This window comes from Arthrobacter sp. BGA-UO-ETr-C19, assembly GCF_059568005.1.
The window spans coordinates 14564-38634 of the sequence record NZ_JCAQPC010000024.1 but is presented as its reverse complement, the minus strand read 5'-3'; the positions used below and the strand labels follow the sequence as shown (position 1 = coordinate 38634).

The following is a 24071-nucleotide window of genomic DNA, read 5'->3' as shown; positions in this document are numbered from 1 at the left end:
TCCGGGGACTCCCATGAGCGCAGCAGCAAGAGACCTGGTCCCGCCGGATTCCAGGGCGCCCTCCGGGGTGCCGGCCAAGCGGGTACGCAGCGGTAAGGTCCGCCGGCTCTCCAAAAGGGACAAGGCCGTCCTGGCCCTCATGGTGGGCATTCCCACCCTCATCCAGCTGGTGTTCGTGTGGCTGCCCACGGTGATGTCCGTCTGGCTGAGCTTCACGCGCTGGAACGGCCTCGCCCTGACCGACATCAGGCCGGCAGGCGCCGACAACTACCAGTACATCTCCCAGGACTACCCGCCGTTCTGGCCTGCCATCCAGCACAACCTGCTGTGGCTGGCCTTCCTGGCCCTGGTGGCCACGCCGCTGGGCCTGCTGCTGGCGGTACTGCTGGACCAGCAGATCCGGGGCAGCAGGATCTACCAGAGCATCTTCTTCACGCCGGTAATGCTGTCCCTGGCGCTGATCGGCATCATCTGGCAGCTGTTCTACCAGCGGGACAACGGCCTGTTGAACTTCCTGCTCGGAACCTCGGGGACGCCGCAGGCCGTTGACTGGTTCGGGGATTCCTCGGTGAACATCTGGGCAGCCATGATTGCCGCCACGTGGCGGCACGCCGGCTACGTCATGCTGCTGTACCTGGCGGGACTGAAGGGCGTTGACCCGAGCCTGAAGGAAGCCGCGGCCATCGACGGGGCCACCGCGGCGCAGACGTTTTTCCGCGTGGTGTTCCCGGCCATGCGGCCCATTAACATCGTCATCGTCGTCATCACCATCATCGAATCGCTGCGGGCGTTCGACGTCGTTTACGTGATCAACCGCGGCACCAACGGCCTGGAACTCCTCAGCGCCCTGGTGATCCAGAACCTCGTGGGCGAAGGCCAGGTGATCGGCGTCGGCTCCGCCCTCGCGGTGGTCCTGCTGGTCATCTCGCTCGTACCCATTGTGTTCTACCTCAGCCGCACCTTCGGCAGGGAGAACAGGGCATGAGCGCCAAAGTCTCCGCCGGCACGGCCATGACCGGGAAAACCGAACGCTCCGGCAGCAAGCCGAAACGGCACTACGGCACGCACATCTTCCTGACGGCCATGGCGGTCATGTGGCTGATCCCCCTGCTCTGGGCCGTGTTCACCGCCCTGCGGCCGATCGCCTCGACCAACGAACACGGCTACTTCAGCCTGGCCGGCGACTTCAACTTCGACAACTTCATCCAGGCCTGGTCCCAGGGCGGCTTCGCCAAATACCTCTGGAACTCGGTGATCATCTGCGTTCCGGCGGTACTCCTGGTGCTCTTCTTCGCGTCCATGATGGCGTTCGCCGTCAGCCGTGTGGGCTGGAAGTTCAACGTCACGCTGCTCATCATGTTCACGGCGGGAAACCTGCTGCCGCCCCAGGTGCTGGCCGCGCCGCTGTTCGAGATGGCCAAGCATTTCCAGGTGCCCTACTCCTTCAGCGATTCGGGCAACATGCTGAACACGTACATCATCGTCATCGCGGTGAACATGGCATTCCAGATGGGGTTCTGCACCTTCGTCCTGTCCAACTACATGAAGGCGCTCTCCGCGGACCTGACAGAGGCCGCACTCGTGGACGGTGCCGGCATCTGGCGCCAGTACCGGGAAATCATCATGCCGCTGTGCCGTCCGGCCTTCGCGGCCCTTGCCACGCTGGAAGTCATCTTCATCTACAACGACTTCTTCTGGCCCCTGCTGTTCATCCAGAGCGGCGACCGGCTGCCCGTCACCACGGCCATCAACAACCTCCAGGGCGAGTTCCTGAACAACTACAACCTGCTGGCAGCCGGCGCCGTCATCACGGTAATCCCCACCCTGATCGTCTATCTGCTCCTGCAGCGGCAGTTTGTCGCGGGCCTGACTCTTGGTTCCAGCAAGGGCTAGGCGATGATGGGCAGTACGAGGTTTCATCCACTGAAAGGATCCCGATGCTTCCCGCGGCCCGTCACCAGTCCATAGTGGACGCCGTCCGGCGCGAGCGGGTGGTCCGCGTATCGGATCTCGCGCAGCAGCTGGGAGTGTCCCTGATGACGGTGCGCCGCGACATCGAGATGCTGGAGGAAAGCGGCCAGGTGGAGCGGATCCACGGCGGTGCCAAACTGCCCGGGGATGCCAGCACACACGAGCCCGGATTCGAACTGAAGTCCACCCAGCTGACCGCGCAGAAACGCGCCATCGCCCTGGAAGCCGCCGCCCTCGTCCACGAGGGCATGGCGGTTGCACTGAGCGCGGGCACCACCACCTGGGCGCTGGCCAAGGAACTCGCCAACGGCCCCCGGATCACCGCGGTGACCAACTCAGTGAAGATCGCCGACCTCTTCCACCATGCCTCGGCATCGGGGTCCGGGCGCCACGCCTCAACGGTGATCCTCATCGGCGGCGAGCGCACGCCGTCGGACGCCCTGGTGGGCCCGATCGCAACCGCGGCGCTCCGCCAACTGCACCTGGACCTGCTGTTCCTCGGCGTGCACGGCATGGATGCGGACGCCGGCTACACCACGCCCAATCTCCTGGAGGCCGAAACCAACCGGGCGTTCATCGCCGCCTCGCGCAAGGTGGTGGTCCTGGCGGACCACACCAAGTGGGGCACCCAGGGGATCAGCACCATCGCCAAACTTGAGGAAGCCGACGAGGTGATCTGCGATTCCGGCCTGTCCCCCGACGCCCAGCGGATCCTCCGCGACCGGGTGGGCCGGCTGAGGCTCGTTTAGGCTCCGGATGGTTTAGACCGCAGCGCGGTCTCACGGGCAGCCGCAGGACCGCCTGACCAGGAGTTTCGTCGGGAAGACGCGGTGCTGTGCGGGCTCGCCGCGGTCCGCCCCAACGAGCGCCCGGACGGCTGCCTCCGCCATGTCCCGCACGGGCTGCTCCACGGTGGTCAGCGTCGGCCAGGAGTATTCCGCGTCCTCCGAACCGTCGAACGAGACCAGCGCTATGTCCTCCGGGACGGACAGGCCGGCCTCGTGCAGCGCTCGGAGGATGCCGATGGCCTGCATGTCGGAGCTGGCGAAGATGGCGGTGGGCCGGTGCCCGGACGCCAGGAACCGCTTCCCTGCGGCGTAGCCGCCAACCCGGGTGAAGGCGCTGCGGGCAATGGGGCCTTCCGGCAATCCGGCGTCCCTGAGCGCCTGCACCCAGCCCTCTTCGCGGGCGTCCGCTTCATTTCCGGTCGTGGTGCCCATGGCCAGGCCGATGTTGGTGTGGCCGTGACCGATCAAATGCTCGACGGCGGTGCGCGCACCTTGCGCCAGGTCCACGCCCACCGTGGTGACCCCTGCCGAGCTGCCGCTGTGGCTCAGGAGCACGGACGGGATCTCCGCGGCCTCCAGGTCCTCCAGTTCCGGTTCGAACAGGACGCTGGCCAGCACCACGCCATCCACCTGCCGGGCTGCCAGGTTCCGGATGTTCCGGCGCTCCTTGGCCAGGTTGCCGTCCGAGTTCGTCAGCACCAGGGCGTACCCGAGCGCCCCCGCCGCGTCCTCCACGGCGTGGGCCAGCATTGAGAAGAAGGGGTTGCTGTTGTCCGGAATGACCAAACCGATCGTCTCGCTGGACCCCAGCTTCAGGGCCCGCGCAGCCGCGTTGGGGCGGTAGCCCAGTTGCCGAATGGCTTCCTGGACCTTCGCTTCGGTGGCCGGCGCCACCTTCTTCGGCCCGCCGTTCACCACGTAGCTGACGACGGCGGTGCTCACCCCGGCGTACCGGGCAACATCCTTGCGGGTCACCTGGGTCCGCGGGGCGGGCGCTGCCGGAATGGTCATAGTGTCCATGCTAGCTACAGCACGCCCTGGAGCGTGGCCGGAGCATCGCCGAAGTCGCGGATGGGGAGGCGTTCGCCGCCCCGCCGGGCGGATTCATGGGCCACGATGCCGGGCAGGGTGAACCTTGCGGCCGTCCATGCATTGACCGGCGGCAGCGAGCCCGTGTTCACGGCCGTGACAAAGTCGTCCACGAGGAACTGGTGGCTGCCCTCGTGTCCGTTGGGGGCACCGCGGAACTCCTCCGGCAGCCTGTCGCTGTCATGCACCGGCGCCAGCCCGGACACGAAGGCGTCCCGCAGTTCCGGCGCCACATTGGCAAGCGACGGATCGTCCAGGGGCACGCTGGGCCGTGACTCCATCTGCTCTGAGATGTCGTGGACGCTGGTCTTGTCCTGCCACACCGTCACCTTGGCCAGCTGCTCAAAGCTGGCCTCGGTGCCGAAGAACCGGAACCGGGACTCACGGATATGCGAGGGGTAGCCCACCCGGCGCATCTCGTTGGTCCGCATGGCACCGCCGTCGTTCAGCTCGAAGAGGGCCGTGGCGTTGGAGAAGTCATTCCCGAACATGCTGATGTCCTTGTCGAACACCCCGTCCCCGCGGTCGTCCTTCACGCCGACGCAGCTGACGCTCACTGCGTGCGCCGGTAGGGCACCGAGGACGCCGCCAATCGCGTGGGTCGGGTACAGCATGGGCGGGTAGCTGGCGGTTTCCTTCCAGCGCTCCCCGCCGCTGTACTGGTAGGCGTCGTAGAAGCCCAGGTCCATGTCGTGGACGTAATCGCCTTCCGCGTAGAACACCCTCCCGAACCGGCCGGCCGCGTGCTGCTCGCGCGCATAGACCGTGGCGGGGTTGTAGTAGCTGGTTTCGCCCATCATGTAGAGGTTGCCGGTCTCCCGGACGGCGTCGATGATCTTCGCGATCTCGTCCTCGGTGACGGCCATGGGCACGGCCGAGTAGACATGCTTTCCGGCCCGGAGCGCCCGCTCCACCAGCGGTCCGTGGGTCCACCGCTGCGTGAAGATGGCGACGGCGTCGACGTCGGACGCCAACAGCTCATCGAATGTGCCGAGGGAGCCTGCCAGGTCGTACTGCTCGACTGCCTGGGCCGCACGGTCCGCCCGCTCGTCCACGGCGAAGACCTCGCTGACTCCGGGGTGGAGGTTGAAGAGGTGCGCGAACTGGCCACCAAACTGCCCCACGCCGACTACTCCGATTGAAAACGCCATTGTTCTGCCTTCCTAGGCCCAGGCGGCACCGCTCTCCGGGCCGCATACATGTTTGCGCCACAGTCTTGCAGCTGAATCTACTCGAGTCAACGCTTGCAACGTTGGAGAAACTTCCGCCGCAAGCAGTCCCGAAATAATCCTTGCGGTCCCAGATCTACTCGTGTAGATTCGTGGTCGATTGTTAGTTCCATCACACACCCAGGAAGGGTCGATGATGACCACCCTTACCAAGAACCCCCCAGCCAGGAGTGATCAACGGCCGGCACGGCCCGGCAGGATCCGCCGAGGTGTCACCCGACTGGGCGACCTCAAGATCGCCCTGCTGTTTATCGCCCCGGCCATGATCGGCTTTGTGGCCTTCTACCTGATGCCCACCCTGCGCGGCATCTACCTGAGCTTCACCGAGTACAGCATCCTGGGAGACCCGGAGTGGGTTGGCGTCAGGAACTACACGGCGATTTTCGCCGACGAGCTGTTCTGGAACGCCATGGGCGTCACGGTCCAGTACGTGGCCCTGAACATCGGCTTCCAGACCGTCATCGCCCTGGGCCTGGCCCTCCTGATGCACCGGGTGGCGAAGTCCACGTTCATCCGCGGCGCACTGCTGCTGCCGTTCCTCGTGGCCAACGTGATCGTCGCCCTGCTCTGGTTCTGGATGCTCGACTACCAGCTGGGCATCGTCAACGAGGTCATCAGCTGGCTGGGCCTGCCCCGCATTGCCTTTTTCGGCAGTGAGCAGTGGGCCATCCCCACCATCGCCTTCGTCAACGTCTGGCGCCACATGGGCTACACGGCCCTGCTGATCTTCGCCGGACTGCAGTCCATCCCGAACCACGTCTACGAGGTGGCGTCCCTGGATGGCTCCTCCCCCACCAGGACGTTCTGGTCCATCACCATGCCGCTGCTCCGTCCGGTGCTGGCGCTGGTCCTGGTGGTCACCGTGATCGGGTCCTTCCAGGTGTTCGACACCGTCGCGGTCACCACCAACGGCGGCCCGGTCAACGCCTCCCGTGTCATCCAGATGTACATCTACCAAAAAGCCTTCGGTGAATCGGATTTCGGGTACGCCTCTGCGCTCTCCGTCATTCTCTTCGTGATCCTCGCCCTGGTGGCCTTCATCCAGATGAAGTTCCTCAAGGGCAATGAATCGGACCTGGACTAAGGAACCCCGCCATGACCACGCAGATTCTCAATCGCAAGACCCGTAACCGCAGCATAGCTGCCCGCAAACCGGTCAACTGGCGCCGCGCCGGCGCCTGGGCACTCGTCATCCTCGCCCTCCTGGTCACCGTGCTCCCGTTCCTGTGGATGCTGCGGACCGCTCTGTCCAGCAACCACTCGCTGGCATCCAACGCCTCGAACCTCCTGCCCGCGGACTTCAGCTGGGGCGCGTTCAAGCGGGTCTTCGGCATGCAGACCGCCGAGGAAGCCATCGCCGACGGCGGATCCGGCGCCAACATCAACTTCTGGCTGTACCTGCGCAACTCCGTCATCTTCTCCACGGCGACCACCGCGGGCCAGGTGTTCTTCAGCGCCATGGCAGCCTACGCCTTCGCCCGGCTCCGCTGGGCCGGCCGGGACAAGGTCTTCGCCCTGTTCCTGGCCACCATGATGGTTCCGCCGATCTTCACCGCGCTGCCCAACTTCCTGCTCATCAAGAATCTCGGCCTGCTCAACTCCTTCGCCGGCCTGGCCCTGCCGTTCCTGTTCATGACCCCGTTCGCCATCTTCTTCCTGCGGCAGTTCTTCCTGAACATGTCCCGCGAAGTGGAGGAGGCCGCCATGCTGGACGGCGCCAAGCATCTGCGCATTTTCTTCCAGATCGTGCTGCCCAATGCCGCCGCACCGCTGGCCACCCTGGCCCTGCTGACGTTCATCGGCCAGTGGAACGAATACTTCTGGCCGCTGCTCGTGGGCCAGGACGAGAACGTCCGTGTCCTCACCGTGGGCCTGAGCGTGTTCAAGTCCCAGTCCCCGCAGGGCGCCCCGGACTGGTCCGGCCTCATGGCAGCAACCATCGTCGCGGCCCTCCCCGTGCTCCTCCTCTTCTTCGCCTTCGGCAAGAAGGTGGTCAACTCCATCGGCTTCTCCGGCATCAAGTAACCCCCACCACCCGTGCACCCGCGCAAAACGCACCCCCAAGAAAGGTCCATCATGAAGAAAACCATCGGCGCCGTCGCTGCCGCCGCAGCCATCGCCCTGTCCCTCTCCGCCTGCGGCGGCGGTTCGTCCGCCGGCTCATCCGAGGCCAAGGGCGAAATCAATTACTGGCTGTGGGACGCCAACCAGCTCCCCGCCTACAAGCAGTGCGCCTCGGACTTCACCAAGGCCAACCCGGACATCAAAGTCAAGATCACCCAGCGCGGCTGGGACGACTACTGGACCACGCTGACCAACGGCTTCGTGGCAGGGACCGCACCGGACGTCTTCACCAACCACCTGTCCAAGTACCCCGAATACGCCGCCAAGAAGCAGCTGCTCCCCCTGGACGACGCCGTCGCGAAGGACGGGGTGAAACTGGACGGCTACAACGAGGGCCTGGCGGACCTCTGGGTGGGCCAGGACGGCAAGCGCTACGGCCTGCCCAAGGACTGGGACACCGTGGCCATGTTCTTCAACAAGAAGCTCGTCAAGGACGCCGGCTACACCGAAGAACAGCTCGGAAACCTTGACTGGAACCCGCAGGACGGCGGCAGTTACGAGAAGGCCATCGCGCACCTGACCGTGGACAAGAACGGCAAGCGCGGCGACGAGCCCGGCTTCGACAAGAACAACGTTGCCGTCTACGGACTCGGCCTGGAATCCTCCGGCTCGGGCCAGGGCCAGACCCAGTGGAGCTTCCTCACCGGCACCACCGGCTGGACCCATACGGACAAGAATCCGTGGGGCACCAAGTTCAACTACGACGATCCCAAGTTCCAGGAAACCATCAAGTGGTGGGCGGGGCTGGCCGAGAAGGGCTACATGCCCAAGCTTGAAACCACAGTCGGCGCCAGCGTATCGGACGCCTTCGGTGCAGGCAAGGCAGCCATCAACACCAACGGGTCCTGGATGATCGGCCAGTACACCAGCTACAAGGGCGTGGAAACGGGCATCGCCCCCACCCCCAAGGGACCTGACGGCAAGCGTGCCAGCATGTTCAACGGCCTGGCCGACTCCATCTTTGCCGGCACGAAGTACCCGGTGGCCTCGGCGAAGTGGGTCGAGTACCTTGCCTCATCCGCCTGCCAGGATGTCGTGGCGTCCAAGGCTGTGGTCTTCCCGGCCATCAAGACCTCCTCTGACAAGGCGGCCGCCGCGTTCAAGGCCAAGGGCATCGATGTCACGGCGTTCACGCAGCACGTCAAGGACGGAACGACCTTCCTGTTCCCCATCGCGGACAAGGCCGCGAAGGTGGACGGCATCATGAAGCCGGCGATGGACGCTGTGCTGTCCGGCAAGAAGGACGCCAGCAGCCTCTCCGACGCCAACGGCCAGGTCAACTCCCTCTTCAAGTAGGACGTCAACTGGGCGAAAATCAAAGTCCAGGCATCCACGCAGCACCACACCTGCGGGGCCGGAACCGCGCACTCCGCGCCCGGCCCCGCAGCACCCCTCATTTCTATCTGCTCATCACGAAAGAGACTTACCTATGGATCCCCTGCACCTCCGTTCCGCCGGCACCAGCCTGGTGATCAGCTTCAACAGCGGGGAGGCCGAGGTCATCCACTGGGGTGCCGACCTTGGCAGCGACCTCCCTGACCTGTCCATCCTCACCGAGGCCATTCCCAACTCCGCCATCGACGCCACCGTCCCGGCGGGGCTGCTCCCCCAGGCGTCTTCGAGCTGGCGCGGCCGGCCCGCCCTGCGCGGCCACCGGATCGCCGACGGCGTCTCCGGACTGGACTTCTCCGTTCGCCTGCGCGCTGTGCATGCCGCCGTCACGGGCAAATCGGCAGTCGTGGTGCAGCAGGATGCCGAGGCCGGCATCACCGTCGAATCAGCTCTCACCCTCCACGACGGCGGCCTGCTGGAACTGCACCACGCCGTCACGAACACCGGAACCACTCCGTTCCAGCTCGACGAACTGGCCGCCGTCCTCCCGGTGGCCCCGGACGCCGTCGAACTTCTCGACCTGACGGGGCGCTGGTGCCGGGAACGGCACCCCCAGCGCCGGCCCATCCAGCAGGGCACTTGGGTGCGCACCGGGCGGCACGGCCGCACCGGACACGATTCCTCGCTGCTGTTCGCGGCCGGCACCGCCGGCTTCGGCAACCGGCACGGCCGGGTCTGGGCCACCCACCTGGCCTGGAGCGGCAACCACGAACAGTTCGCGGACACCCTCGCGGACGGGCGCACGATGATTGGCGGCTCGGAACTGCTGGGCCCCGCCGAGGTGGTTCTCGGGCCCGGCGCCAGCTACACCACGCCCAAGCTCTTCGCCGCCTACTCGGACCGCGGGCTGGACGGCATCAGCGAGTCGTTCTACAGCTGGTTCCGTGCGCGCCCGCACCATGTGCTCCCGGCGGCGGGCGGCGGAAAGGCGCGCCCGGTGGTGCTCAACACTTGGGAGGCCGTCTACTTCGACCACAACCTGGACACCCTGATCGAACTCGCCGACTCCGCCGCCGACCTCGGCGTGGAGCGCTTCGTCCTGGACGACGGCTGGTTCCGGGGCCGCCGCGACGACACCGCCGGCCTGGGCGACTGGTTCGTGGACGAGACGCTCTGGCCGGAGGGGCTGACGCCGCTCATCAGTGCCGTCACGTCCCGCGGCATGGAGTTCGGCCTGTGGGTGGAGCCCGAGATGATCAACCTCAACTCGGACACGGCACGGGCGCACCCGGACTGGATCGTGGGACCGGCAGCCGCCTCCCACAAGGACGGCGGACGCCTGCCGCTCGCCTGGCGGAACCAGCACATCATCGACCTGGTGAACCCGGAGGCGTGGCAGTACATCTTCGACCGGATCGACGCCCTCCTGCGCGAAAACAACATCAGCTACCTCAAGTGGGACCAGAACCGGGACCTCACCGAGCACGGGCATGCAGGACGCGCCTCCGTCCACGAGCAGACCCTGGCCGCCTACCGCCTGTTCGACGAACTGCGCAAGGCCCATCCCGGCGTCGAGATTGAGAGCTGCTCCTCCGGCGGGGCGCGCGTGGACCTGGGCATCCTGGAGCGCACGGACCGCATCTGGGCCTCGGACTGCAACGACGCCCTGGAACGGCAGACCATCCAGCGCTGGACCGGCACGGTGGTTCCGCCCGAACTGGTGGGCGGGCACATCGGGCCCACCACGTCGCACACCACCGCCCGCACCCACGACCTGTCCTTCCGTGCCATCACGGCGCTGTTCGGCCACTTCGGGATGGAATGGGACGTGCGGGAGGTCCAGGGTGAGCAGCGCGAGGAACTCAAGCGGTTCATCGCGCTGTACAAGGAGCACCGCGGGCTCATCCACAGCGGCCGGATGGTCCGGGCCGACGTCCCCGACGACTCGCTCATGCTCCACGGCGTGGTGGCGGGTTCTACCGGTTCCGGAGTTGCGGATTCCGTTGCCACGGGCACGACGGCGGCGCTGTTCGCCTTGGTGAGCACGCGCACCTCGTTCGCCGAGCAGCTGGGACGGGTCGCCCTGCCCGGGCTCGAGGCGGCACGCCGCTACCGTGTGGAGGCCATCTTCCCGGCCCCCGGCGACGCCGACTACGGCCACACCTTCACCCAGATCCAGCCGCCGGCGTGGCTGGCCTCTGGGGCGGAGGCCAGCGGCCGCTTCCTGGCCGAGGTGGGGCTCCCGATGCCCAGCCTCAACCCGGAGCACGCACTGGTGCTGAAGGTCACGGCCCTCTAGGGGCGCCGGTCGAAGGGGCACTGGCCCGGGCGGTACACCGCCCGGGCCAGTGCCCCCTTGTGTCTGCGGCCACCGGAGCCAGCCTCGAACGAGCACATAAGCCCCGCCGCCCCAGCGCGAACGAGCACTTAAGCCCCACCGAAGTCGTGCGGCCGCCCGACCGGGCGACCGGCGTCGAGCATGCAACGGTCCGGCCGTAATGAAAGCCCTCTCCCGCAGAGGCCGGCGGGACAACGCGATAGATTTGCAGTCATGACTGAAGCCCCCTCCGCCACCGAAGCCGGCCGCGGCACCATCCTTGTCCTGAACGGCCCCAACCTGAACCTCCTCGGCACCCGCGAGCCGGAAAAGTACGGAACGGCCACACTGGCCGACGTCGAGCAGCTCGCCAAGGACGCGGCCGCCGCCCGCGGGCTCGACGTCGAGTGCTTCCAGTCCAACCATGAGGGCGCCCTGGTGGACGCCATCCACGCCGCCAGGGGCAAGGCCATCGGCATCGTGCTGAACGCCGGGGCGTACACCCACACCTCGGTGGCCATCCGCGACGCCATCTCCGCGGTGCAGCTCCCCGCGGTGGAAGTCCACATCACCAACGTGCACGCCCGCGAGGAATTCCGCCACCACTCCTACCTCTCCGACATCAGCAAGGCCGTGATCGCCGGTGCCGGGATTCTGGGTTACCGGTTCGCCGTGGAGTACCTCGCGGACCTGAATGCCGGCAAGGCCTGACCATGCCGGCGGCGGCCCTCGGCACCGCAGACTGGTACCGGCACTTCGGCACGGTTGATGCCCCCGGTTCCTCGCCCTGCTACGCCGACTGGTCGCTGCACATCGCCGACGATCCCGAGCTCATTGCCCGGATCGACCAGTGGCCATACAACAAGCGCCAGCCCCTGCTGATGCTCGCCGCCGCCCGCTTCCTCGGCGCTGGCGTGTCCCCGTACTCCGAGTTCCGGACATTCCTGGACGAGCACTGGACGGCGGTCTCGCGCACCGTCATGTCCCGCGCCACGCAGACCAACGAGGTGGGCCGCTGTGCCACCCTGCTTCCCTCGCTCGGGGCGATCGCCGCCGCGGAGGGCAGGCCGCTCGCCCTGATCGAAGTGGGCGCCTCCGCCGGGCTTGCCCTGTTTCCGGACCGCTACAGCTACGAGTTCGACGACGGCGTGACCGTTACGCGGCTGGGTCCCGGTGGGTCCGGCGGAGGGTCGGAGCCGCCCGTCCTGCGCTGCCACACAGCGGGCCCGGTTCCCCTGCCCGACGGCTTGCCGGAGGTGGTGTGGCGGGCGGGGATCGACCTGAATCCGCTGGACGTGCGCAATCCCGACGACGTCGCTTGGCTTGAGGCGCTGATCTGGCCGGAGCAGGAGTTCCGCCGCGAGCGGCTGCGCCGGGCAATAGCCGTTGCGCGCGATGAGCCGCCTTTGCTGGTGGCCGGCGACCTGAACGAACAACTGCTGTCGCTCGCCGGCCAGGCGCCTGCCGATGCCGCTCTGGTGGTGTTCCACAGCGCCGTCATGGGTTACGTCAGCAGTGACGGACGCGCCAGGTTCCGGGCCACTACGGAGGGCCTGGCGCATGACCGCGGTTGCCACTGGCTGTCGAATGAGGGCGAGACGGTGATCATCCAGGAGGACGGCTCCGCGGTTCTCCCGGAGATGGACCCCGGCCGGATTCGGGGTAACTTCCTGCTGCAGCACAACGGCCAGCCCGTAGCCATCACCGGCCCGCACGGCCAAAGCCTGGACTGGCTGTAACCGGCTGATCCTGTTGCTGGACGGCCGCTTGCCGGGCGCCTACTGCTGATGCCTACTGCTGGATGCACTGCCCGGAGGACACGGGGCTGGACAGGCCCGGCGCCTCTGCAGCCACCGGCCGAAGGTCGATCATCGGAATCGCGAAGCCCAGGGCCGCGTTGGAGGTTGTCTTCGCGAAGATGACCCCTGCCACCTCCCCGTTGGTGGTGAGCAACGGCCCGCCGGAGTTGCCCGGCTGTACGTCACCAGCAAGCTTGTACACCTCGTCGGGAACGGGGTTGTTTCCGTAGATGTCCGGCACCAGCACCGTGGAAATGCCCTGCACAGTGGCCGGCTTGGACTGGTAAGGGCCGCCGTGCGGGTAGCCGGCAAAGGCGGCGGCCGTTCCCGCAGGCAAGTCGGAGCTCAGGGGCAGTGCCGCGGTGGGCAGGCCGTCCACTGCCAGGACGGCGAGGTCGCGCTTGCTGTCGAAGTACACCACCCTTCCGGGCATGGCTCCTCCGCCGGGGACTTCCACCACGGGTTGCGACACACCTGCCACGACGTGTGCGTTGGTCACCACGCGCCCGGGCGATACAACAAAGCCTGTGCCTGTCTGGTTCTGCCCGCACTGGAACGCGGTCCCTGCGATCTTCAGGACCGAGCCGGCTGCCCTGTTCAGCGCCGGAGTATCCGTGCTGGAGTTCGGAACCGGGACCTGCTGGTCCTGGCCGATGCCCTCGATGAGCGTGGGGATGCCGTCGCCGATGACCGCAGAGCGCAGCTGAGCCATGGCGGATTTGACCGGGTTGGGCGTCAGTCCGTCTATGAAACGGATCACCTTGGACTCGGCCAGCTGCTGCGACACGAAGGGAACGCCAAGTGCGCTGATACTGAAGGCCAGCATGGACATGACCAGTGCGGACACGATCAGGTTCAGGGCCCCGCCGATGATCCTGTCCATAGCCCGGAGCGGCTGCATGCGGACGGCGCTGCGGATGCTGCGCCCGATCATGGTGCCGAGCGCATTGCCCATGACCACCAGCAGGACGGCAGTTCCAATGATGGCGGTCAGGCGCCACCCGCTGTCCTCCACGAAGTCGCTGACCAGCGGAACGGAGAGGAAAGCGGCCACGGCGCCGGCCGCGAAGCCGGCAAGGCCGCCGACGGTCACCAGGAAGCCGTTGCGCAGGCCGTAGATCAGATAGGACAAGAGCGTGAGAATCAACGCAAGGTCCAGAACGGTCAGGCCAAACACCGGGTCTCCTCACAAGCAGCTAAGCCCCGATTCTACTGGCGAAGTCTGACAGTTTGCCGTGGATACGCGGAGCCTGCGCTGGTCTCGCGGCGTCTTTTAGGGCGTTTCAGCTGCCAAGTACGTCACAGAACGTTGAAAATTCTGAAACAATGGCACAAGCGCCCCAGACGACACTTTTACTCAGGAGAATTTATGGACATCGAGGTATTGCGCCGCGCACCCCTTTTCGCCACGCTGGACGACGACGCGTTCCGCCTGCTGACGGACGAACTGACCGAGGTCGACCTGTCCCGCGGTGCATCCGTTTTCCGCGAGGGCGACCAGGGTGACCAGCTCTACTTCATTGTCTCCGGCAAGGTGAAGCTCGGCCGCACCTCCCCCGACGGCCGCGAATCCCTGCTGGCCATCCTCGGCCCGGGCGAGCTCTTCGGCGAGATGGCACTGTTCGACCCGAGCCCGCGCACCGCCACGGCCACCGCCGTCTCGGAGACCCGCCTGGCCGGCCTCAAGAACGAGAGCCTGAACTCCCTGCTGCGGACCCGTCCCGAGGTCTCGGCCCAGCTGCTGCAGGCACTGGCCCGCCGCCTCCGCCGCACCAATGACTCCCTCTCCGACCTGGTCTTCTCCGACGTGCCCGGCCGTGTGGCCAAGGCCCTCCTGGACCTCGCCGACCGATTCGGCCGTCCTGCCACCGACGGCGTTCTCGTGGCACACGAGCTCACCCAGGAAGAGCTGGCCCAGCTGGTCGGCGCCTCCCGCGAAACGGTCAACAAGGCACTGGCCGAGTTCGTTCAGCGCGGCTGGCTGCGACTCGAGGCACGCGCCGTCGTGATCTTGGACATGCAGCGCCTCCGCCAGCGCTCCCGCTAGCAACACGCCCCAACGCAGAAGGCCGGCCCGTAGAACGGAGCCGGCCTTCGCTGTTAACTCACCATCGGCGGACGGCGGCCCTTCGGCGTCGCTTAGACACGGTCGAAGTGCGTCGCTCCGGTCGCTGAGCGACCTCCACCCCGCGATCGACCGCGATGCGCTCCTTTCCGAAGGACCGCAATCCGCCTCAGCTGGTGGTCGGGAAAAACGCGACGGGATCTGAGGAAGCGTCGCAAGAAATGCGACGGGATCTGAGGAAGCGTTGAGGAGGTTAACTGCGAGCCGGGCTGCATGTCTTCGGAAAGGAGCGCATCGCGATCGAAAGGGGCCCGAAGGTCGCGCAGCGACCGTAATGGCGCGTCGTAAGCGTCGTCCCGAGGGCCCCGACACGAGCTTGCGAGTGTTGGGAAGGGACCTACGCGCTAAGCCACGCCGAAGGGCCGCCGCCTGGCGGAGGTGACCAGAAACGAACAGATCTCGACAGGCTCGATCAGCGGGTAGGAGCTTGATCAGGCCAGTGAGTTTAGCGCTCGCGCTGGGGCTCTCCGGCGACCGTCTTTGCGGCCTCGACTTCGAGCATGAGCGTCCCGTTTTCGTCGACCAGCTTGGGCTGGTAGACGTGGGGGGTGCGCTTGTAGCTGAGGTAGGCGATGCAGCCGTTGGCTTTGGCCATCTTCTCCAGCATGATCTCGGAGCCGGGGACCATGAGCTGCCCGAGGGTGAGGCCGACGGTGTTCTCCTGGCCCACCTCGTCACCCAGGACGGTGGTGTCGCGTTCGGCGATCGCCTTCGTGGCGCACACCCACCGGCCCCAGACGCCCTTGCTCTCAAGGATGGAGGGCTGCTGGTTCATGGGGACGGTGGCGGCGAAATACCGGGTGTTGAAGCGCCGGTGCGCGAAATCCGGGCTGAGCCAGTTCACAAGCGGCTTGAGCAGGTCAGTGCGCAGGGACAGGCCGCGCTTGGCCAGCTCCTCGGTGAACGACTTTTCCTGCGAGGCCACGGCTTCGCGGGCCTTCATCCACTCCACAGTGGACGTCGCCTCCACCGTGGAGGACAGGTCCGGCCCAGCCAGCAGCACGCCGGTTTCCTCGAACAGTTCGCGGACTGCACCCACCACATGGCGGCGGGCCAGGCCGACGTCGTCCGTTCCCATCTGCTCGGCCCAGTGCTGGGGAGAAGGCCCCAGCCAGCCGACGGCGTCGTCGTCGGCCCCGTCCAGCGAACCGCCCGGGAAGGCGACGACACCCAGCGGGGACTCCCCCGGCCGGTAACCGAGCCAGGTTTCCAGCCCGGTGGGCGAATCCCGGAGGAGCACCACGGAGGAAGCGAAACGGGGTTTGCGGGGAGTCCGCTCACCGTGTTCGAGCCAGCTTCGTGCCGCCCCTTCAAGATCGGGGGGAAGAACAAAGAGCCGGCGTGCTAGATGGGGCAAAGGAACCTACTGCTCCCTAACTGAATTCGGCGATCAGTTCGACTTCCACGGGAGAGTCGAGCGGCAGGACTGAAACGCCGACGGCGGAACGGGCGTGCTGGCCCGCGTCACCGAAGACGCGGCCCAGGAGCTCGGACGCGCCGTTGATGACGCCGGGCTGGCCGGTGAATGACGGGTCGGAGGAGACGAAGCCCACAACCTTGACAATGCGCGTGATGCGGTCGAGGTCACCGATGACGCTCTTGACGGCGGCCAGGGCGTTCACGGCACAGACGGCGGCGTATGCCTTTGCGTCTTCCGGAGACACAGTCGGCTCGTCCGAGGTCCCCTCGGTGCCGGCGGACACCTTGCCCGTTGCTTCGAGTTTGCCGTTAATAAACGGCAGCTGTCCGGACGTGTAAACGTGGTTGCCGGAGACGACGGCCGGCACGTAGGCGGCGACGGGGGCGGCAACCTCCGGCAGGGTCAGTCCCAGCTCGGCGAGACGCTGCTCGACGGCGGACGATGGCGTCAGATCAGCGCTGGAAGCGGTTTCCTGGGGGGTGGTCATGCTACTGCTTCTCCCTCTTGAGGTAGGCGACAAGGCCGTTGCCGTCGGGTCCGGGGACTACCTGAACAAGCTCCCAGCCGTCGTCTCCCCACTGGTCCAGAATCTGCTTCGTGGCGTGGATGATGAGCGGAATCGTGGCGTACTCCCATTTGGTCATGAAATAAAGCCTAATCGTTGCCGGTAAACTGGAGAACATGGCGACTCGTAAGAACCCCATATTCGACACGGCCACCACCCTCGGAAAAATTCTTGGCTTCCTTGGCGTGAGCGCTATTTGTGGTGTCCTCGTGGCCGGTCTGCTGGTTCCTGCAGCCGCCGTTTCGGGCAGCACAGCCAGCGGCTCGATCGAATTCTTTGACACCCTGCCCGCTGAGCTCCAGGTGGACCCGCCCAGCCAGTCCACCAAGGTCCTGGCCGCGGACGGGAGCGTGATCGCCAACCTGTACGCGGAGAACCGCACCCGCGTTCCGCTGGACCAGATCTCCCCGTTCATGAAGGACGCGGTGATCTCCATTGAGGACAGCCGCTTCTACGAGCACGGCGGCGTGGACACCACCGGCATCCTCCGCGCCCTGGTCGCCACGGCGCGCGGCAACAAGCAGGGCGCCTCCACCATCACGCAGCAGTACGTCAACAACGTCCTCAACGCCAACCTTGAGGCGGAGGGCAACACCGATGAGATCAAGCTCAACGGCGTTAACAAGGGCGTCGGGGACAAGCTCCGTGAAATGAAGCTAGCGATCGCCCTGGAGAAGAAATTCACCAAGGAGCAGATCCTTGAGGGCTACCTGAACATCGTCTTCTTCAACCGTGACGCGTACGGTATTGAGGCCGCCTCCAAGTTCTTCTTCAGCACCACCGCGAAGAACCTGACGCTCCCCCAGGCCGCGCTGCTTGCCGGCCTCGTGAACAGCCCGTCAGCCTTCGACCCCATCACCAACCCGGACAACGCGAAGAAGCGCCGGGACCTCGTTCTGAGCGCAATGCTCACCCACGGCAAGATCACCAAGGCCCAGTACACCGCCGCAGTGGCAACCCCCGTGACGCCGAAGGTGACCCCGGCACGGCAGGGCTGCGCCTACTCGCCCACCGCCCCGTACTTCTGTGACTACGTCCTGCACCTCCTGCTGAACAATCCGGCTTACGGAGCGGATGCCACCGAACGCGAGAAGAAGGTGTTCCGTGGCGGCTTGACCATCAAGACCACCCTGGATCCGAAGGCGCAGAAGATTGCGCAGGACCAGGTGAACGCCGCTGCGGGCTCGAATCCGGACAAGTGGGGCGCCGCCCTGGTTTCCGTTGAACCGGGCACGGGCAAGATCACCAACATGGCCCAGAACACCTCGTGGTTTGCGGGCAAGGGCAAATTCGACTCCCAGATCAACTTCAGCGTTGACCAGTACGATGACCAGGGCAATGACCTGAACGGCCTCGGCGGCGCGCAGCCCGGCTCCACCATGAAGCCGTTCACGTTTGCCGAGTGGCTGAATGAGGGCAAGTCGATGAACACCATCGTCAACGCCGCGCAGCGCCGGTACCCCCAGGACTTCCCGTGGCAGAACACCTGCCCCACGCCGACGGTGGGCTGGTATGACAGCACGAACGGCACCGAGGACCTGCAGAACGCCGAGGAGGGCTATTACCGGAACATGACCGTGCTGGACGGCCTGAAGAACTCCATCAACACGGCCACGTTTGCCTCGGCTTCGCAGCTTGACCTCTGCGGCATCCAGAAGGTTGTCGACGCGGTAGGCCTGCACGAAGGCCTGCCGGCGCGCGACAAGGAGACCAACGCGGTGGTGGATCCGAATCCGAAGATCACCATGACCACCATCGGCAACCTGCTGGGCTCAAGGCAGACGGCGCCACTGACGATGGCCTCGGCCTTTGCCACGTTCGCCAACGACGGCAAGTACTGCGCCCCGATCGCCATCACATCGGTTACGGACCAGTCCGGCGCGCAGCTGCCCGCCCAGTCGCCGGCCTGCCGTGACGCCCTCAAGCCCGAGGTGGCCCGTGGCGTGAACTATGCGCTGCAGAAGGTGCTTAACGAGGGATCCGGTTCACTCATCCAGCCCAGGATCTCCACCGAGACCAACTTCCCGATCGCTGCCAAGACCGGTACGTCCAACAACAACGGCTCCACCTGGGTTGTCGGTCACACGATGGGCCTCGCCACGGCTGCCTGGTTCGGTGATCCGCTCGGCAACCAGCAGCGCGCCGGTCAGAACGTGACCGTCAACGGGAAGTTCTACACCGGCATCGACGGCTACATGATCGCCGGCCCGATGTTCTCCAACTTCATGTCGCAAATTGCGCCGGGCTACGGAACGGACCCCTTCCCGGAACCGCCGTCGAACCTGCTTTACGGCACGCCGCAGTACCAGCCCCCGGTTCCGAACAACCCGTCCCAGGGCGGAAACACCGGAGGGGACACCGGTGGCAACACCGGCGGTGGCACGGGTGGCAACACCGGTGGAAGCACGGGTGGCGCCGGGGGCAACACCGGGAACAGCAGCAACGGAAACGGCAACAGCACCAAGGGGAACGGCTGACCGTGACTGACCTCTCACGCGTGGCAAGCCGCGTCCGTAGCATCGGGCGCGGCTTTGCCGTCACCGCCGGCGCCGGGACCGCGGCGGCCCTGGCCGCCACAGCCTACGGAATGTGGGAAAAGAACCAGTTCGTCCTCCGCGAGGAGACCGTCCCGATCCTTCCTGCGGGCAGGGCACCGTTCCGGATCCTGCATCTGAGCGACATCCACTTCGTGCCGGGACAGAAGGCCAAGGCGGCGTGGCTGCAGTCGTTGGCGGCGCTCAGGCCGGACCTGGTGGTGAACACGGGTGACAACCTCAGCCACCCCAAGGCCGTGGACCCGCTGCTCCACGCGCTGACACCGCTCATGGAGTTCCCGGGCGTGTTTGTTCCCGGCTCCAATGACTATTACGCGCCCAAACTGAAGAACCCCGCCGCCTACCTGATGGGGCCTTCGAAGGCCGCGCCAGACCGGGAGGAACTCGACTGGCCGCGCCTTCGGTCCGGCTTCGGCATGGGCGGCTGGATCGACCTGACCAACCGGCACCAGTCAGTGGTCCTGAACGGCATGCGGTTCGATTTCTCAGGGGTGGATGATCCGCACCTCAACCGGGAACGGTATGCCGGCTGGCCGCGCGGCACCAGGGGCCAGAACGCCAAGGACCACCTCCGCGTCGCCGTCATCCACGCCCCGTACCAGCGGGTCCTGGACCACTTCACCGAGGACGGCGCGGACCTGCTCCTGGCCGGCCACACGCACGGGGGCCAGCTGTGCATCCCCGGCTACGGCGCCGTCGTCGCCAATTGCGACATCCCCACCTGGCGGGCGAAAGGCCTCAACGACTGGACCAGCAACGGAAGTACGACGCCGGTCAACGTCTCGGGCGGGATCGGCACGTCCCGGTTCGCGCCGGTCCGTATCGCATGCAAGCCCGAGGCCGTCCTGCTGACCCTCACCCCGCGCGCCTGACCGCTGGCGCTGTCAGTCGGAGACTCACGCTGTCAGCCGGAGAGCTGTTGGTCCTCCGGTGACTGGTCACCTGTGATGGGTGCCATCCATGGCATAGGGTAGTTGCTACGGGAAACTACATCGCATGTGATTTCACACAGTTGAGTTCAAGAAGCGGGCATGGCCAAGCAGAGTTCATTTTTTCGATCCGTCAGCCGTCTCTATCCGCACGTGAAGCCGGTCCTGCCGCGGCTGATTATGGGCCTGCTGTCCGCACTCCTGGCCAGTGTGGTTGCCCTGACCATCCCGCAGGTACTGCGCGTGCTCATCAACGATTCCCTCCGGCCCGGGGCCACCGCCGGAGCCGTGTGGGGCTCGGCCGGCCTCATTCTGGCCCTGGGCGTCGCCGAAGCCGTGCTGGTTGCCCTGCGCCGCACCTTCGTGATCAACCCGGCAACCACCGTGGAGACCCGGATGAGGGTCTCGCTTTACGGCCACCTTCAGGACCTCCCCGTCGCCTTCCATGACCGCTGGGGCTCGGGCCAGCTGCTCTCCCGCGCCATGACGGACCTCAACTTCATCCGGCGCTGGATGGCATTCGGAGCCATCATGCTCGTGGTGACCACCCTGACCGTGGTGATCGGCGTCGTCGTCATGTTCACCATGAGCTGGCAGCTCGCCCTGATCTTCCTGGCCGCCGCGGGACCCGTGATGGTCTACGGCTTCCGCTTCCGGACCCGCTTCAGCAAGGTCACCCGGCGCAGCCAGGACCAGGCGGGCGACCTCGCCACCACCGTTGAGGAATCCGTCCATGGCATCCGCGTGCTGAAGGCCTTCGGCCGCAGCCGCGAAGCATTGGAGACCTTCAACGGCCAGGCCGAGGAACTGCGCCAGACGGAGATCGCCAAGGCCCGGCACCAGGCCGTCTTCAGCATGGTGGTGACGCTCCTGCCCGAGCTGGCGCTGGGCGCAGGCCTGGTCACCGGCATCCTGCTCGCCGCGAGCGGCCAGCTCAGCATCGGCTCCCTCGTAGCATTCTTCGCCACCGCCGCCGTCATCGCGGCGCCCGTGGAGTTCTCCGGCATGCTGCTGGCCATGGCGCTGACCGCGAAAACGGCGCTGGACCGGCACTTCGAGGTCATGGATTCCCAAAACACCATCACCAGCGCAGCGGAACCGCGCCGCCCGGCCGACGTCAAGGGCGCGCTGAGCTTCAACAACGTGACGTTCGCGTTCGACGACGCCCCGGACAAACCGGTCCTGAAGGACGTCCGACTGGACATCTGTCCGGGCGAGACCATGGCCCTGGTGGGCATCACCGGCAGCGGCAAGAGTGCCCTGCTGCAGCTCGTACCCCGGCTCTACGACGTCACGGCGGGTTCCATCACCCTCGACGGCGTGGACCTGCGCGAGTTCGGCGTCGAGGAGCTCCGCACCCTGGTGGCTGTGGCCTTCGAGGACACCACACTGTTCTCCAGCTCGGTGCGCGACAACGTGCTGCTCGGCGTGCAGGCAGAGGACACCGACACGCGGGAGGAAATCCTCGCCGAGGCCCTGGACACGGCACAGGCGCACTTCGCCTATTCGCTGCCCGAAGGGCTGGACACCCTCATCGGCGAGGAGGGCCTCAGCCTGTCGGGCGGCCAGCGCCAGCGCCTCGCCCTGGCCCGGGCCATCGCGGCCCGGCCCTCCGTGCTGGTCCTGGACGATCCCCTCTCCGCCCTGGATGTGAACACCGAGGAGCTCGTGGAAAACCGGCTGCGGGAGGTGCTGGCCGGCACCACGACGCTCATCGTCGCCCACCGCCCGTCCACCGTTGCGCTTGCCGACCGGGTGGCGCTGCTGGAGGACGGCCGGATCGCCGCCGTCGGAACCCATACCGAACTGCTGGCAGGGAACAGCCACTACCGTTACGTCATCGCGAGCCTGGAGACGGAGCCCCGCGACCTGGACTCCGAGCTGTCGGCCCTGGACGACGCGGAGGAGGTCAGCCGATGAGCGCTACAGCCTTCGGGACAGCCAATGAGGACAACGCCCACCTGAGCAAGAGCGACAGCAAGGCAGTACGACGCCGGTCGCTCGCCTTGCTGGGGTCGCTGATCCGTCCCGTGCGGCTGAGGTTCTGGCTCACTATCGCCACAGTGGTCCTCTCCCAGGCGGCCCGGGTGGCTGGCCCGGCGCTGATCGCCTTCGGCATCGACCATGCGTTGCCGGCCCTCCGCACCGGCAACAGCTTCCCGCTGGTGCTGACCGGCGTCGCCTATCTGGACACGGCAGTGGCCGCCGCCGGGCTGACGGCCCTGTACGTGACGTCGACGGCGAAACTTAGCCAGGCCATGCTGCTGGACCTTCGCCTGTGGGTGTTCCGCCACACGCAGCGGCTCAGCCTCGAATTTCATGAGAAGTACACGTCGGGACGGATCATCGCCCGGCAGACCTCGGATCTCGAAGCGTTGCGCGAACTTCTGGACTCGGGAGTCAGCTCGCTCACCTCGGGCGCGCTGTTCATGGTGTTCACCGCCGCCACCATCTTCGCCCTCGACTGGCGCAGCGGGCTGGTGGTGCTGGCCGCGGCCGTGCCGATGTTCTTCCTGGCCCGCTGGTACCAGAAGCACTCGCAGATTGCCTTCCGCCAGTCCCGGGTGGTCTCGGCCCGGCTCATCGTGCATTTCATCGAGACCATGACCGGCATCCGCGCGGTCAAGGCCTTCCGCAAGGAGCGCGAAAACGCCGGCCGCTACGGCGAACTCGCCGAGGACTACCGGCAGGCGACGGTCCGGTCCATCAACCTGAACGGCATCTTCCAGCCCGGCCTGGTGCTGATCGGCAACGTCTGCGTCGCCGCCGTACTGCTGTCCGGCGGCTTCCGGGTACTGACCGGCGACCTGGCCGTGGGCGTGCTGCTGGCCCTCATGCTCTCCACCAAGCGCTTCTTCCAGCCCGTGGACCAGATGGCCATGTTCTACAACTCCTTCCAAAGCGCGCAGGCCGCCTTGGAAAAGGTCTCGGGGCTGCTGGAGGAGGTGCCCACGGTGCGTCCGCCGCGAAACGCGGTGGAACTCCATGACGCCCGCGGCGCCGTCGAATTCCGGGACGTCGAGTTCCGTTACGGCACCGGCCCGCTCATCATCCCCACACTGAACCTCAGCATTCCGGCCGGCCAGACCGTGGCGCTGGTGGGCCAGACCGGGGCGGGCAAGTCCACGCTGGCCAAGCTGATTGCGCGCTTCTATGACGTGTCCGCCGGTTCCGTGAGGCTCGACGGCGTGGACGTCCGCCAGCTGGCCACCGCGGACCTGCGGCGCAACATCGTGATGGTCACCCAGGAGGCGTTCCTGTTCAGCGGGTCTGTGGCGGACAACATCGCCCTGGGCAGGCCCGACGCACCGCGGGAGGAGATCGAGGCGGCCGCGAAGGCCGTGGGTGCGCACGAGTTCATCATGGAACTCCCCGAGGGATACGACACCGACGTCAATAAACGCGGCGGCCGGGTGTCGGCGGGCCAGCGCCAGCTCATCAGCTTCGCGCGAGCATTCCTCGCCCGGCCCGCGGTGCTGATCCTGGACGAGGCCACGTCCTCCCTGGACATCCCCTCCGAGCGGCTCGTGCAGAACGGCCTCGCCGGGCTGCTGCGCGGCAGGGACGGAACAGGCCCTGCAGGTGACGGGCCCACCGGCGACGGAGCGTCCCGGGAAGGCGCCCGCACGGCGCTGATCATCGCCCACCGGCTGTCCACCGTTGAAACTGCGGACCGGGTGCTTGTGGTGCACGACGGACAGGTGGTGGAGGACGGAACCCCTGAGGAGCTGATCGGCGGCGACGGCCGTTTCGCCCGGCTGCACAGCGCTTGGAAGGACTCGCTGGTCTGAACCGAGGCCCTTCCCGACCTCGATTTCGCATGTAGCC

General features: G+C 66.4%; 20 protein-coding genes. 14 read left to right on the top strand and 6 right to left on the bottom strand.

Annotated features, from left to right (window positions below; translation table 11 throughout):
• The first annotated feature begins 13 nt into the window (after positions 1–13).
• The 3 genes from AC57BR_RS19070 to AC57BR_RS19060 are packed head-to-tail and all read left to right on the top strand — an operon-like array spanning position 14 to position 2720.
• Positions 14–985, top strand: a complete 972-nt coding sequence (locus AC57BR_RS19070; protein WP_496363421.1) for a carbohydrate ABC transporter permease — start codon at positions 14–16, stop codon at positions 983–985.
• A complete protein-coding gene (locus AC57BR_RS19065; RefSeq protein ID WP_496363419.1) occupies positions 982–1893 on the top strand; it encodes a carbohydrate ABC transporter permease in 912 nt (303 codons plus the stop codon). Before AC57BR_RS19070 ends, AC57BR_RS19065 begins: the two co-directional genes overlap by 4 nt.
• A gap of 44 nt (positions 1894–1937) precedes the next feature.
• Positions 1938–2720, top strand: coding sequence for a DeoR/GlpR family DNA-binding transcription regulator (locus AC57BR_RS19060; protein ID WP_306925696.1), 783 nt, complete (start codon positions 1938–1940; stop codon positions 2718–2720).
• Between the two features lie 30 nt (positions 2721–2750).
• Here the strand turns inward: AC57BR_RS19060 and AC57BR_RS19055 are convergent, their stop codons facing one another.
• Both AC57BR_RS19055 and AC57BR_RS19050 read right to left on the bottom strand, forming a co-directional pair.
• Complete coding sequence (locus tag AC57BR_RS19055) at positions 2751–3770, bottom strand: LacI family DNA-binding transcriptional regulator (protein WP_496363416.1); 1020 nt, start codon at positions 3768–3770, stop codon at positions 2751–2753.
• A gap of 14 nt (positions 3771–3784) precedes the next feature.
• Complete coding sequence (locus AC57BR_RS19050; protein WP_496363414.1) at positions 3785–4999, bottom strand: Gfo/Idh/MocA family protein; 1215 nt, start codon at positions 4997–4999, stop codon at positions 3785–3787.
• 214 nt (positions 5000–5213) lie between these two features.
• On the opposite strand from AC57BR_RS19050, the gene AC57BR_RS19045 reads away from it, so the two are divergent.
• From AC57BR_RS19045 to AC57BR_RS19020, 6 genes are all read left to right on the top strand, one after another.
• Positions 5214–6161 (top strand): carbohydrate ABC transporter permease, encoded by a 948-nt coding sequence (locus AC57BR_RS19045; RefSeq protein ID WP_496365179.1) that lies wholly within the window; start codon positions 5214–5216, stop codon positions 6159–6161.
• Positions 6162–6172: 11 nt separating this feature from the next.
• Positions 6173–7102, top strand: a complete 930-nt coding sequence (locus AC57BR_RS19040) for a carbohydrate ABC transporter permease (protein ID WP_496363412.1) — start codon at positions 6173–6175, stop codon at positions 7100–7102.
• A 51-nt stretch (positions 7103–7153) separates the two neighbouring features.
• Complete coding sequence (locus tag AC57BR_RS19035) at positions 7154–8497, top strand: ABC transporter substrate-binding protein (RefSeq protein ID WP_496363410.1); 1344 nt, start codon at positions 7154–7156, stop codon at positions 8495–8497.
• A gap of 133 nt (positions 8498–8630) precedes the next feature.
• A complete protein-coding gene (locus AC57BR_RS19030) occupies positions 8631–10832 on the top strand; it encodes an alpha-galactosidase (protein WP_496363408.1) in 2202 nt (733 codons plus the stop codon).
• 252 nt (positions 10833–11084) lie between these two features.
• Positions 11085–11561 (top strand): type II 3-dehydroquinate dehydratase, encoded by a 477-nt coding sequence (aroQ, locus tag AC57BR_RS19025; RefSeq protein WP_377948473.1) that lies wholly within the window; start codon positions 11085–11087, stop codon positions 11559–11561.
• Positions 11562–11563: 2 nt separating this feature from the next.
• Positions 11564–12589: a DUF2332 domain-containing protein gene (locus AC57BR_RS19020; RefSeq protein WP_496363406.1), complete on the top strand. Its 1026-nt coding sequence runs from the start codon at positions 11564–11566 to the stop codon at positions 12587–12589.
• A gap of 52 nt (positions 12590–12641) precedes the next feature.
• On the opposite strand, the gene AC57BR_RS19015 is transcribed toward AC57BR_RS19020, so the two are convergent.
• Positions 12642–13826, bottom strand: a complete 1185-nt coding sequence (locus AC57BR_RS19015; protein ID WP_496363404.1) for a MarP family serine protease — start codon at positions 13824–13826, stop codon at positions 12642–12644.
• 192 nt (positions 13827–14018) lie between these two features.
• On the opposite strand from AC57BR_RS19015, the gene AC57BR_RS19010 reads away from it, so the two are divergent.
• On the top strand, positions 14019–14696 hold the full coding sequence (locus AC57BR_RS19010; RefSeq protein ID WP_003797871.1) for a Crp/Fnr family transcriptional regulator: 678 nt from the start codon (positions 14019–14021) through the stop codon (positions 14694–14696).
• A 523-nt stretch (positions 14697–15219) separates the two neighbouring features.
• Here AC57BR_RS19010 and AC57BR_RS19005 read toward each other — a convergent pair.
• Genes AC57BR_RS19005 through sp36 form a run of 3 tightly spaced genes read right to left on the bottom strand, consistent with a single transcriptional unit; the run spans position 15220 to position 16838 of the window.
• The gene (locus tag AC57BR_RS19005; protein WP_496363401.1) at positions 15220–16131 is read right to left on the bottom strand and encodes an NUDIX hydrolase; all 912 of its coding nucleotides are present in this window, start codon (positions 16129–16131) and stop codon (positions 15220–15222) included.
• A gap of 16 nt (positions 16132–16147) precedes the next feature.
• Positions 16148–16681 (bottom strand): RidA family protein, encoded by a 534-nt coding sequence (locus tag AC57BR_RS19000; RefSeq protein ID WP_496363399.1) that lies wholly within the window; start codon positions 16679–16681, stop codon positions 16148–16150.
• A gap of 1 nt (position 16682) precedes the next feature.
• Complete coding sequence (gene sp36, locus AC57BR_RS18995; protein ID WP_003797879.1) at positions 16683–16838, bottom strand: Sp36 family protein; 156 nt, start codon at positions 16836–16838, stop codon at positions 16683–16685.
• A gap of 37 nt (positions 16839–16875) precedes the next feature.
• On the opposite strand from sp36, the gene AC57BR_RS18990 reads away from it, so the two are divergent.
• The 4 genes from AC57BR_RS18990 to AC57BR_RS18975 all read left to right on the top strand — a co-directional run bounded on the left by AC57BR_RS18990 (position 16876) and on the right by AC57BR_RS18975 (position 24034).
• A complete protein-coding gene (locus AC57BR_RS18990; RefSeq protein ID WP_496363396.1) occupies positions 16876–19236 on the top strand; it encodes a transglycosylase domain-containing protein in 2361 nt (786 codons plus the stop codon).
• A gap of 2 nt (positions 19237–19238) precedes the next feature.
• Positions 19239–20186, top strand: a complete 948-nt coding sequence (locus AC57BR_RS18985) for a metallophosphoesterase (RefSeq protein WP_496363394.1) — start codon at positions 19239–19241, stop codon at positions 20184–20186.
• Positions 20187–20345: 159 nt separating this feature from the next.
• The gene (locus AC57BR_RS18980; protein ID WP_496363392.1) at positions 20346–22163 is read left to right on the top strand and encodes an ABC transporter ATP-binding protein; all 1818 of its coding nucleotides are present in this window, start codon (positions 20346–20348) and stop codon (positions 22161–22163) included.
• Positions 22160–24034 (top strand): ABC transporter ATP-binding protein, encoded by a 1875-nt coding sequence (locus AC57BR_RS18975; RefSeq protein WP_496363390.1) that lies wholly within the window; start codon positions 22160–22162, stop codon positions 24032–24034. The genes AC57BR_RS18980 and AC57BR_RS18975 overlap by 4 nt, the downstream gene beginning before the upstream one ends.
• Positions 24035–24071 lie beyond the last annotated feature (37 nt).